Genomic DNA, 12,397 nt, shown 5'->3' with positions numbered 1-12,397 from the left:
TCGCACAAACGGTCGACCAATGCCCCCGCCATGGCCTCGTAGTGCTCGTCGGGCGCTTCCCAGGATGAGCGCTGCTTGCCCTCGCGGAGGGATTTCACCTGCCAGTCGCGGATGCGCTGGGCGAAAGCGGCGTCCGCGCCTTCCGCGGGCCATGCGCCAACGAGCGTCTGGAGCAGCATATGAAGGTCGCGCCGATCGACGCCCTCCGCCCCGTACCGCTCCATCCAGGCGGCGGCGGTATCGTGCCACGCGGCCGGATCGACCGTCAGCGCCGCCAGCCGTGCGCGCGCATCCTCGCCACGCTTGTGATCGTGCGTGGCGGTGGTCAGCATCGCTTGCGGCACATCGCGCGCGCGATCCTGCATCAGCTGATGAAAGGCCGCGATGTCGATGCCGATCGTCGTGAAGTCGGAACCCACCTCATTGCGCGACAATAGCGGCGCGTGCCGGTAGAAGGCCGTATCCTCCAAAGCCTTGGCCGCGATCGGGGCGGAAAGTTGCTGAAGGCGACGCACCGCATCCGCCGCATCGCGCGGGCCATCCCCTGCGAGGCAGGCCAGCACGAAATCGGTCACCGGCGCCTCGCCGGGCGGGATCAGCGCGGCCACCCTGTCGCGCACGATCGCCCGGATGGCGGCATCGCTCTCCGGTGCGTCGGTGCCGATGCCATAGGTGCGATAGACGGGAAAGACCCATAACAGCCGCTCGATCGCGCGGCGCAGCATCGCCGGCGTCACGCCGTCGGGCGCGATCGTCACGAACGCGCTGACGCACCGTTCGAGTTGCCCGGTGAACTGCCACGCCAGCAGCTGTTGCCGCGCCTCCAGCTCGATCGCGGTGGTGTCGCGCGTGTCGCCGGTGAGGACGCGCCAGCTGTCGCGCAGCGCCGCTTCGCCGGCGGGATCGTGAAGGAGAAGCGACAGCTGCTCCATCGCATCATAGCCGCTGGTGCCGTCAATGCCCCAGCCGTGCGGTTGCGGCTCGCCCGGCGCGAGGATCTTTTCGACCACGATCCAGGCATCGGGCCCGAGCCGCTGACGCAATCGATGCGTATAGCCGACCGGATCGCTCAGCCCGTCGACATGGTCGATGCGGACCCCGTCGATCAGCCCTTCGTCGTGAAGGCGCAGGATCAGCGCGTGCGTCCGCTCGAAGACCGCCGGATCCTCGATCCGCACCCCGGCAAGCTCATTGATCGAAAAGAAGCGCCGCCAGTTGAGTGTGTCGTTCGCGGCGCGCCACCATGTCAGACGGTAATGCTGCCGGGCCAGCACCTCGGGCAGGGGATCGCGGTCGGGCGCGTCCTGATCGGCGTCGCGTAGCGGAAAGCGATGCTCGCCATAAGCGCAGACATGCCAGCGATTGTCGTGCCGCTCGATCGACAGATCCTGCCGCTCGATCGCCTCCGCCAGCGGCGTGCCGAGCACGGGCAGCACGATCGGCTCGCCCCAGTCGATGTCGAACACCGTGGAAAAGGCGCTGTCGCGGCCATGCGTCAGCACGTCCTCCCACCATGCGTTGGTGCCGGTCGCGACGCCCATGTGATTGGGGACGATATCGATGACGATGCCCATGTCGTGCGCGTGCAGCGCCGCGACGAGCGAGCGAAACGCGGGCTCGCCGCCCAGTTCGGGGTTGATCGTCGTTGGATCGACCACGTCATAGCCATGCGTCGATCCCGGCGCGGCGGTGGTGACCGGAGAGGCGTAGACGTGGCTGATCCCTAACCGCTCGAAATAGGGGACCAGCGCCTCGGCATCGGCGAAGGTGAAGCCGGCGTGGAATTGCAGTCGATAGGTCGCGCGGATCGGGCGTGTGCCGGTCATCCTGGCCTCCGGGCGGTGAGCATCTGGGTTCGCCGCGCGACCGCGCGGCGGGCGAGCAGCGCGCCGGTCTCACCCGGCAGGCGACGACGCCAATTGGGATGTGTGTCGACCGTCCCCGGCAGATTGGGCTGCTCCTCCAGCCCGAGCAAATCCTCGACCGGAACGATCGCGAGCGGCGCGGGCGCCTCCGCGACCGCAGACAGGATCGTATCGAGCGGGGCATCGGCGGGGGGCGGTCCGTCCTCGCCCAGCATCGTCCACAGCCCCGCCTTGTCGCGCTCGCGCGCGATGCGGTCGGGACGGCCGCCGAGCCGCTCGCGCCAGTCGAGATCGCGCCCCCGCCACCAGCCGACGACGGTCGGCGTGTCGTGCGTGCCGGTCATCGCCACCGCCTGCGCATCCCAGTCGCGTGGCGGAACGAACGCGCCGTCGGCGTCGCGTTCGAACGGCAGCACGCGCATGCCCAGCATGCACCGTGCCGCCAGCCCGTCGCGCAGCCCCGGCGGAACCGTGCCCAGATCCTCCGCGATGACGATCGCCTGGGCGCGATGCGCCTCGATCGCGACGATTCGTTTCAGATGATCCGCTGGCATCGTCAGATAGGCGCCCTGCGTCGCCTCCGCGCCTTCCGGGATCACCCACAGGCGATCGAGCCCCAGCGCGTGATCGATCCGCAGCCCACCCGCATGCGCGAAGGCGGCGCGCAAGGTCGCGATAAAGGGGCGGAATGCGGAGCGTTCCAGCGCGAAGGGATCGAGCGCGGTGATCCCCCAATTCTGTCCGTCGGGACCGAGCGAATCGGGCGGCGCGCCGATCGTCAGCCCCGCCAGCAGATCGTCCGGCGCGCTCCAGGCGTGGCTGCCGTCGCCGGTCATCCCCACTGCGAGGTCGGCGATCAGCCCGATCCGCATCCGATCCCTGGCGGCGCGCTGCGCGGTGGCGAGCGACAGATCGGTGAGCCACTGAAGGAAAGCGAAGAAGGCGATATCGCCCTCCGCTTCGGCGGCGAAGCGGATCACCGCCTCTCCACCCGCATCCTGATAAGGGAGCGGCCAGTCGCGCCAGCCCTCACCGCCGAAGCGCGCGTGCAGCGCGTCGAAGCGGGCATGGGCTTCCAGCTCCGCGCCGCGCTGCCGCCGCCATGCCTGCGCGGCCGCTTTGGCGGCATCTCCGGCGAGCGCATAGGCGGAGCGCAACGCTTCCAATCGTCGCGCCCCGGCGGCGGGCCAGTCGATCAGCTCGTCGCCGCAGGCCGGGGGGACCGGCACGCCGATCAGCGTCGGATCGGCGAGCAGCACGTTGCGGAACAGCCGGGTCGAGGGCGAATAGGGGCTGATGCGATGCAAGGCACCGGGGAACAGCGCGTGTGTGGGGCTGATCGCGATCGCCTGCGCGCCGGCGTGGCCGAACGCCGCTGCCGTCTCCGCCAGTGTGCCCGCGTCGCCGAACGGTGCGGCGGGAGTGCCTCGCAACGCAGGGATCTGCAGCGATACTCCCCAGGCGTGGCGCGGCACCTCCGGGCAGCGGCGCGGCGCGACCGCGAGCATATAGGCTCGATCGCCGACGATCAGCTGGTGATAACCGATGCGATCGGTGGCCGGGATCGTGCCGTCGTGATCCACGGTCGGGGTGGAGCGGGCACCGTCCTCAAACAGCAGTTCGACGGGGCCGTGGCCGCCGGGGGGCAGCGGGATCGGGCGGCCGGCATCCGCCGACAGAAAGGGGCTGTCGGGCGCGCGGGTATCCAGACGCGCCTCGATCGCGGCGATCACCGCCGGGTCGACGCGCTGCGGCGTGCCGCTCGCGTCGACCCAGTCGCGCAGTAGAGGCCCGCTCATTGGGCGATCCAGGCGATCAGGCGGCCGTCACAGGTGAACAAGGGATCGCCATCGGGGGCGGGCAGCGCGGCGGCGGTTTCGGCCAGATCGATCGCGATCGTCAGGATGCATCCGTCGCCCAGACGCCAGCGCGCGGTGACCGCCGCCTCGCCGGTCGCCTCCGCCGCGATCGCGACCGCGCCGGCGAGCCGTGGGATGATGTGCGCCCGGCGCAGGCCGATCAGCTCGCGATAGAGGGCGCGCCATCTATCCGCATCAGGGCCGGGCCGCGGGATCGAGCGTTCGAAGGTCGTCTGGTCGTTGGGGTCGGGGATCGCCGCGCGCGCGCCTTCGTCGGCAAAGGCATCGAACTTCGCGAATTCCTTCCGACGGCCGTTGCGCACCGCGTCGGCCAGCTCGTCGTGAAAATCGGTGAAGAACAGGAATGGCGTGTCGCTGCCTTCCTCCTCGCCCATGAACAGCAACGGGATCTGCGGGCACAGCAGCAGCAGCGCGGTGGCGGCGCGCAGCTTCGCCGGGTCGGCCAGCGACAGCAGCCGCTCCCCCAGCGCGCGATTGCCGACCTGATCGTGGTTCTGCAGGAACGAGACGAACGAGGTCGGCGGCAGATGCCCGCTCACCGTACCGCGTGGAGCGCCATCGTGATTGGGGGAGGGATCGCCCTGGTAGATGAAGCCTTCCGCCAGGCAACGCGCGAGCCGCTCCGCCGGGCGATCCGCGAAATCGGCGTAATAGGCGCTCGTCTCCCCGGTCAGCAGGACATGCAGCACGTTGTGGAAATCGTCGTTCCATTGCGCGTCATAATGATGGGGACGCAGCCGGGGGGCATCATTGTCCTCGTTTTCCAGCACGAGATGGACGTGCCGGTCGGGACAGGCGGCGCGCAATTCCGTCGCCATCCGATCGAGGAACGCAGGGTCAGCGATGGCATGGACCGCGTCGAAACGCAGGCCGTCGATCCGATAGTCGCGCAGCCACATCAGCGCATTGTCGATGAAGAAGCGCGCCACCGGCTCCCGCCGTACCGCCACTGCGCCGCCCCAGGGCGTATGCACCTCGGCATCGAAGAACGCGCTGGCGTAGCCGCCGAGGTAATTTCCGTCGGGACCGAAATGGTTATAGACCACGTCCAGCAATACCGACATTCCCACGCCGTGCGCGGCATCAATCAGCGCGCGCAGCTCGTCCGGCGATCCATAGGCCTCGTGCACCGCATAGGGGAGTACCCCGTCATAGCCCCAGCCGCGCTCCCCGGCGAAGGCGGCGACCGGCATCAGCTCGATCGCGGTAATGCCGATATCGGCCCAGCCGGGAAGGCGCGCGGCGATCCCGGCGAACCCGCCGAGCGTCCCGGCATGCATCTCGATCGCGACGGTTTCGTGCCATGGCCGGCCGCGCCAATCGTCATGCCGCCAGGCGTAATGATCGCCCACCACCACGCTCCAGCCGTGCACGCCGCCCGCCTGCCGCCGGGATGCCGGGTCTGGCACCGCTTCGCCCCCGATAAGGAAGCGATAGCGGGTGCCCGGAGGCGCGGGCAGCACTGTCTCGTACCAGCCTTCGGCCGCGGCGGTCAGCGTCGTCGTCGCGCCGCCGTCCAGCTCGATCGATACCGCATCGGCATCGGGCGCCCACAGGCGGAAGCGGGTGCTACCGTCGTGCAGGCGTTCCGGACCCCAGGTCATGCGTCGGTTCCGCTGTGCCAGGTGATGATCGCGGCGCTCTGCGGGGCCATCTCATAGCGATCGCTGATCGCGATCTCGCCCTGGTCCGGCCTGCCGCTGTCGATCAGCACGATGCGATCGGCATGCGGCGGCGGCAGATCGAAGGTGATCGGGTCAGCGCAGGCGTTGAGCAATAGCGACACGACCTCGATCGCACCATCCGGCCGCCGCGCGGCCCGACGCATCATCAACGCGCGGCCGTCGGGATTGTCCCAGTCCTGTGCCGACAGGCGCTCGCCGCGCTCGTCCCACCATTCGATATCGTCGACGCCGTCGCCGGCCTTGTCCTGACCATAGAGGAATACCGGGCTGCGCAGCAGTTCGAAGCGGCGGCGTAGCTCGGTCAGGCGCGCGGTGAAATCGATCAGCGCCTGGCCGTGCGCGGACGCGGCCGCGGACCAGTCGAGCCAGCTGATCCGGTTATCCTGACAATAAGCGTTGTTGTTGCCGTCCTGCGTGCGGCCGAACTCGTCGCCGGCGACCAGCATCGGCGTGCCGAGCGAGGCCAGCAGCGTCGTCAGCATCGAGCGCATCACACGCCCGCGCGCATCGTTGATCGCCGGGTCGTCGGTCGGGCCCTCCGCGCCCCAGTTGCGCGCGTAATTCTCCGAATGGCCGTCGTTATTGTCCTCGCCGTTCGCCTCGTTATGGCGCTGTTCGTACATCACGGTATCGGCCAGCGTGAAACCATCGTGCGCCGCCAGCAGGTTGACGCTGGCCCAGGGGCGCCGCGAGCGACGATCGAACAGATCGCCCGAGCCCGCCAGCCGCGCCGCCAGATCTCCACGCTGCGCCGGGTCCCCGCGCCAGTATTTGCGCACCGTATCGCGATATTTGTCGTTCCACTCGGCGAAGCCCGGCGGAAAGTTGCCGAGTTGATAGCCGCCCGGGCCGACGTCCCACGGTTCGGCGATCAGCTTCAGCCGGCCCAGGACGGGATCCTGCCGCAGCACGTCGAAGAACGCCGCGCCCGGATCGAATCCGGTCACCTCACGCCCCAGCGTCAGCCCGAGATCGAAGCGAAAGCCGTCGACGCCAAAGCTGGTGGCCCAGTAACGCAGCGAATCCGCCACCATCTGGATGACACGCGCCTTGCTCATGTTGAGCGTGTTGCCGGTGCCCGTGTCGTTGATCGTGTAGCGCGCGTCGCCCTCGACCAGCCGATAATAGCTGGCATTGTCCAGCCCGCGCCACGACAGCGTCGGCCCGCGCTCCGATCCCTCGCACGTGTGGTTGTAGACGACGTCGAGGATCACCTCGATCCCCGCCTTGTGCAGCCGGTGGATCGCGCGGCGCAGCTCGTCCTGATGCGCCGACGACATATAGCTCTGTTCAGGGGCGAAGAAGCCGAGCGTGTTGTATCCCCAGTAATTGCGCAGGCCCTTTTCCTGGAGAAAGCGATCCTGCGTGAAGGTCTGGATCGGCAACAGCTCGATCGCGGTGACGCCGATCCGCTTCAGATGGCGGATCACGGCGGGGTGGCCCAGCGCGGCATAGCTGCCGCGTTCGCGCGCGGGCACTTCCTCCATCAATTTGGTCAGGCCCTTGACGTGCGCCTCATAGATCACCGTCTCTGACCAGGGTGTGTTCGGGCGCTGATCGCGTGACCAGTCCCAGTGATCGTCGACGACCACCGCCTTGGGCATGGCCGGTGCGCTATCGCGCTTGTCGAACGACAGATCCTCGCGGCGATGCCCGATGCGGTAGCCGTGCAGCGCATCGGTCCATTTGATCTGCCCCTCCAGCCGGCGTGCATAGGGATCGAGCAGCAGCTTGTTGGGATTGAAGCGATGCCCCGCCTCGGGCTCGTATCGGCCATGCGCGCGATAGCCGTAGACCAGACCCGGCTCGGCATCGGGCAGGTAGCCGTGCCACACCTCGTCGGTGCATTCGGGCAGGGTCAGCCGGCTCAGCTCGCGCTTGCCCTGCGGATCGAACAGGCAAAGCTCGATCCGGTCGGCGTTGGCCGAGAAGACCGCGAAATTCACCCCCAGCCCGTCGAACGTCGCGCCGAGCGGATAGGGCGAACCGGGCTGGAGCCGGTCCGGCAGAGCGTTCAGCATTCGCACCCCTTTTATATGTTCGCGGTCGCACAACTCGCGACGGGATCGATCGTCGCAGCGCGGTCAGGAAAATTCGCTCGATCGGAGACGGCACGGGTGGATGGTGTGTTCAGCCGGGGCTTATGTTTCCGGCGCGGCGGGCACGATCTCCAGCCGCTGCGGCACGGTGCCCAGCTCGATGCCATCTTCCCGGAAACGGCGCAGCAGGTGCGCGAGCAACTCGCTGCGCGCGCGGTAGGCGGCGCGCGGGTTGTCGACATGCGCGAAGCAGTTGAACAGAATGCGCCCGTCCGCGATCGAATCGATGAATACCGCCGGCGCCGGCGCGTCGAGCACCGCCTGATGCTCGGCAAAGGCCGCGGTGACGATGTCGCAGGCGTGATCAGCATCCTGACCGATCGGGATAGAGAACTGGATCTGGATCCGCCCCAACGGGCTGGCGAGCGTCTTGTTGTGGACGGTCTTGGTGATCAACTCGGAATTGGGCACGATCAGCGTCGAATGATCGGGCAGCTCGATCTCGGTCGAACGCACGCTGATCCGCTTCACATCACCTTCGTCGGGTCCGATCCGCACGAGGTCGCCGATCTTGATCGGCCGCTCCGCCAGCAGGATCAGGCCGGAGACAAAGTTCGACGTGATCGCCTGCAAGCCGAAACCGATGCCGACCGACAACGCCGATAGCAGCAGCGCAATCCGCTCGATCCCGATCCCCAGCGACGCCAGCGACCAGATCGTCGCCAGCGCGATTCCGACGTAGCGCGCCACCAGCGTGACCGAATTGCGGCCTGATCCGTCGAGATCGGTGGCGGGAAGATATTTGCCATCCAGCCAGCGCAGGAAGCCGCGCACCAGCGCGAGCCCGACGAACAGCACCAACAGGCTGCGCAGGATCGCCCCCGGCGATATCGCGATTCCGCCGACCTGCACCCCCTGCGCCAGCGTGGCGAGGCGCCCGAACAGCGTCACCACGCCGCCGCCCGCGCCGAACGGGGCGAACAGCAGGCCCAGCGCGGCGAGCCCCAGCACCAACCGCATGACGCCCGATGCCAGGATGCCGAACTGATCGACGACGGTGCCGCGCACGCCCAGCGCCCGGGCGAGCCCGCGCCCGACCGCGCTGTCGCGCGTGAAGACGGTCGCGGTGACGTCATCGACCGCCGCCATCAACAGGAAGACGGCGCTGCCCAGCACCGCAGTCCACGCCACCAACTGGACGACGAACAAGGCAAACCCGAGATAGCCCGCCAGCAGCGCGAGCAACGCGGCGAGGACGATCAGCCAGGCGAACAGCGCGGTCGCGCCCAGCCCGGCCCGCGTCGGCGCCAGCTCCGCCGCGTCGGCGCGCGCGGCCCGCAGGCGCGCCACGACGACCAGCGCCCCTGCCAGCATGCCGAGATGCAGCACGGTTTCCACCGCCTGGGTCGCGCTCAGCGCCGCCGCGCTGACCCCGACGGCGGCATTGAAGGAGTCCCACAGGATCGTCACGAAGGCGATCGCCGCCAGCAGCCAGGTGAACGGCCGCAATTGCTGTGCGGCGTCGTCGGGAATGGGCGCGACGCGCCAGGTGGGCTGGTGCCGCATCAGCAGCGCCCCCGTCACCGCGGCAGTAAAGCCGGCATAAGTGGTGGCAACGATGAACGCATCGAACAGCGCGCTCCAGCCGGCGGGCTGCAACTGCGACCAGCGCATTCCCTGGATCAGCGCGCTCGATGCAATCAGCGGGGCGAGCGTCCCCACCAGCACGCGCCACATGGCGTTGGCGGACCGCCGCACGCGATGGCCCGGCGCGCCATCGATCAGGAAGCGGAGGCCCAGCCGTTGCGCCGCGGCCCGCCCGGGGATCAGCGCCAGCAGGGCGACCGACAGGCCAAAGATCGCCGGCCATGGCCACGCGGCTCGGGGGTGGCCGCGGATCGTGTCGACGCCGCGCGCGATGAAGGCGGAGACGCGGCGCAGGTCGCGCGGCGCGTTGTGCAGCACCGCGCTCCAGAAGGTTGGGGCGAGCGGGGAGGGCACTCGCGCCGAGATACGCTGCCCGAACTGCTCCGCCTGGCTGTCGGCGATCTCATCGATCAGTTGCTGCGCCTCGACGCCCAGCAGCTTGCCGCGCTTCACCGCCGAATCGAGGATGGCATGCTGTCGTGTCAGCCGGATACGTTCCGAGCGGATATCGGGCGCCTCGCCGGGCGCGGCCGTGGCACCGATCTCCGCCAGCCGCGCGTCGACGAGCGCAAGTTGTTCCGCCAGCGTGGCGGTCGCGTTGGTGGCGGATGCCCTCGCGGCCAGGGCGGTATCGCGCAGTTCCGCGCGTGCGTCATCGTCGACCTTGCCGTCGAGCGCGCGGTCGACGCCGTGCAGATCGCGTTCGATCTGCACCAGTTGCGCCGAGGCCGCGCCGACGGGCGAGGGCTGCGCCTGTACCAGCGGCGCGGCCAGGCAAGACAGCAGCGCGATCCAGCAGCGCAGCAGGAGGACGAACGAACGACACCGCATCATGCCACGCGCCCTAGGCGATCGATGCGCGCGGGGCGATAGCGGCGCCCCCACGCCGCCGGCTGGCCCGTCCCAGCATGGGTGGGCGTCGCCGGGACGCGGGGGAAGGCGGCAAGCAGACCAGCATGGATCGATGCGGGCTAGCGGATACGCTCTTCCACCAGCACCTCTACCACCCCCGGATCGGCCAGGGTCGACGTGTCGCCCAGGTTGCCGACGTCATCCTCCGCGATCTTGCGCAGGATCCGCCGCATGATCTTGCCCGAGCGGGTCTTCGGCAGGCCGGGCGCGAATTGCAGCGCATCCGGCGTGGCGATCGGGCCGATTTCCTCGCGTACCCATTGGCGCAGTTCGGCGCGCAGATCGTCCGATGGCTCCTCACCGGCATTCAGGGTGACGAAGGCATAGATGCCCTGGCCCTTCACCTCGTGCGGCATGCCGACCACCGCCGCTTCCGCGACACGCGCATGCGAGACGAGCGCGGATTCCACCTCGGCGGTGCCCATGCGATGGCCGCTGACGTTGATCACGTCGTCCACCCGCCCGGTGATCCAGTAATAGCCGTCCGCGTCGCGGCGGCATCCGTCGCCGGTGAAATATTTGCCGGGATAGGTGGTGAAATAGGTCTGAAAGAAGCGCTCATGGTCATTCCACACGGTGCGCATCTGCCCCGGCCAGCTGTCGATCAGCACCAGATTGCCTTCTGCGGCGCCATCGAGCACCGCGCCCTCGGCATCGACGAGCTGCGGCTGTACGCCCGGCAGCGGTTTGGTCGCCGATCCAGGCTTCAGGTCGGTGGCATAGGGCAGGGGGGAAATCAGCATGCCGCCGGTTTCGGTCTGCCACCAGGTATCGACGATCGGGCAGCGGCCATCGCCGACGATGCGATGATACCAGCCCCACGCCTCTGGATTGATCGGCTCGCCGACGGTGCCGAGCAGGCGCAGCGACGCGCGGCTGTGTTGACTGACCCAGCGATCGCCTTCGCGCATCAGCGCACGGATCGCGGTCGGCGCGGTATAGAAGATGTTGACGCCGAGCCGGTCGATCGTCTCCCACAGCCGGCCGTGATCGGGATAATGGGGGACGCCGTCGAACATCACGGTCGTCGCGCCATTGGCCAGCGGCCCATAGACGACATAACTGTGCCCGGTGACCCAGCCGATATCGGCGGTGCACCAGAAGACCTCGCCGTCGCGATAGTCGAACACGTCGCGAAACGTCTTGGCGACCCACAGCAGGTAGCCGCCGGTGGTGTGCAGCACGCCCTTCGGCTTGCCGGTCGATCCGGAGGTGTAGAGGATGAACAGCGGGTCCTCCGCGTTCATCGGCTCGGGCGGGCAATCGTCGCCGACGTGTTCCAGCGCCTCGTGCAGCCAGATGTCGCGCCCCGCGGTCACCGGCACGTCGGCGCCGGTGCGGCGGATCATCACGACGTGACGGACGCCGGGACAATGCGCCAGCGCCTTGTCGACGTTCGCCTTCAACGGAATGCGCTTGCCCCCGCGGCGGCCTTCGTCGGCGCAGATCACGATCGATGAATCGCAATCCTGGATGCGGTTGGCGAGGCTGTCCGGCGAGAAGCCGCCGAAGACAATCGAATGGATCGCGCCGATCCGCGTGCACGCCAGCATCGCGGCAGCGGCCTCCGCGATCATCGGCAGATACAGCGTTATCCGGTCGCCCTTCCTTACCCCGAGGGATTTCAGCACATTGGCGAAGCGGCACATGTCGCGATGCAACTCGCGATAGCTGATCCGGCGTGTTTCACCGGGTTCGTCACCCTCCCAGATGATCGCGGTCTGCTCGCCGCGCGCGGCGAGGTGGCGGTCGACGCAATTGACCGAGACGTTCAGCACGCCGTCGGCAAACCAGCGGATCCGAAAGTCGCTCTCGTCGAACGACGTGTCCTTCACCTGCGTGAAGGGGGTGATCCAGTCGAGGCATTGCGCCTCGTCACGCCAATAGCCATCGGGGTCCTCGACCGAGCGGCGCCATGCTGCCTCATAAGCGGCCGCATCGATGCTGCCAGCGACGCCGGCCGGGGCGGGATAGATTCGATCGGTCATGCGCTCTCCTTCGTCGGCGCGGTGTGAGACGACCACCCGAAGGGGTCAAGCCATGGTGGCGCAGCGAACACCGCAGCGGGGGGTGCGGCGGCGGAGCGCGTGATGCTGCGCCCGTCCCGTTTCAGCCTGTTGACGCGGGGATGACGGAAAAAATGCAGTGCCGCCAAAAAACTGTCATCGAATCGCTTGACCACCCGGAACGACCCCCATATATGCCGCTTCACCGACGGGGCGCACCGACACGGAGCGCTTCGGAAGTCAGAGCAAATCAGGCGCTTGCAACCGCCCCGAGAAAAAGGGGATGGGTGAAGGCGTCGGTTTTTGCCGCTCTTTGACATTGTGATTTGATGAAGGGACATGTGGGCGGTGGTCTGCGGGTCT

General features: G+C 68.2%; 6 protein-coding genes. All 6 read right to left on the bottom strand.

Annotated elements, in window-relative coordinates; all coding sequences use genetic code 11:
* The coding region (gene treY / locus ACFDSW_RS10525) for a malto-oligosyltrehalose synthase (RefSeq protein WP_375250246.1) at positions 1–1,826 on the bottom strand (1,826 nt) is incomplete at its 3' end.
* On the bottom strand, positions 1,823–3,664 hold the full coding sequence (malQ, locus tag ACFDSW_RS10520; protein WP_375250245.1) for a 4-alpha-glucanotransferase: 1,842 nt from the start codon (positions 3,662–3,664) through the stop codon (positions 1,823–1,825). The genes treY and malQ, both read right to left, overlap by 4 nt.
* Complete coding sequence (gene treZ, locus ACFDSW_RS10515) at positions 3,661–5,349, bottom strand: malto-oligosyltrehalose trehalohydrolase (RefSeq protein ID WP_375250244.1); 1,689 nt, start codon at positions 5,347–5,349, stop codon at positions 3,661–3,663. Before treZ ends, malQ begins: the two co-directional genes overlap by 4 nt.
* Positions 5,346–7,451: a glycogen debranching protein GlgX gene (gene glgX / locus ACFDSW_RS10510; protein WP_375250243.1), complete on the bottom strand. Its 2,106-nt coding sequence runs from the start codon at positions 7,449–7,451 to the stop codon at positions 5,346–5,348. The genes treZ and glgX overlap by 4 nt, the downstream gene beginning before the upstream one ends.
* A 120-nt stretch (positions 7,452–7,571) precedes the next feature.
* Positions 7,572–9,950, bottom strand: coding sequence for a DUF3772 domain-containing protein (locus tag ACFDSW_RS10505; RefSeq protein ID WP_375250242.1), 2,379 nt, complete (start codon positions 9,948–9,950; stop codon positions 7,572–7,574).
* Positions 9,951–10,087: 137 nt separating this feature from the next.
* Positions 10,088–12,016, bottom strand: coding sequence for an acetate--CoA ligase (gene acs, locus ACFDSW_RS10500; RefSeq protein WP_375250241.1), 1,929 nt, complete (start codon positions 12,014–12,016; stop codon positions 10,088–10,090).
* Positions 12,017–12,397 lie beyond the last annotated feature (381 nt).

It is taken from the genome of Sphingomonas sp., from assembly GCF_042091075.1.
GTDB lineage: Bacteria > Pseudomonadota > Alphaproteobacteria > Sphingomonadales > Sphingomonadaceae > Sphingomonas.
This window is presented reverse-complemented; position numbering and strand designations above follow the sequence as displayed.

Coding starts and splice junctions, on each gene's coding strand:
- malQ (WP_375250245.1), bottom strand. CDS start 3,664: ATGAGCGGGCCTCTACTGCGCGACTGGGTCGACGCGAGCGGCACGCCG.
- treZ (WP_375250244.1), bottom strand. CDS start 5,349: ATGACCTGGGGTCCGGAACGCCTGCACGACGGTAGCACCCGCTTCCGC.
- glgX (WP_375250243.1), bottom strand. CDS start 7,451: ATGCTGAACGCTCTGCCGGACCGGCTCCAGCCCGGTTCGCCCTATCCG.
- ACFDSW_RS10505 (WP_375250242.1), bottom strand. CDS start 9,950: ATGATGCGGTGTCGTTCGTTCGTCCTCCTGCTGCGCTGCTGGATCGCG.
- acs (WP_375250241.1), bottom strand. CDS start 12,016: ATGACCGATCGAATCTATCCCGCCCCGGCCGGCGTCGCTGGCAGCATC.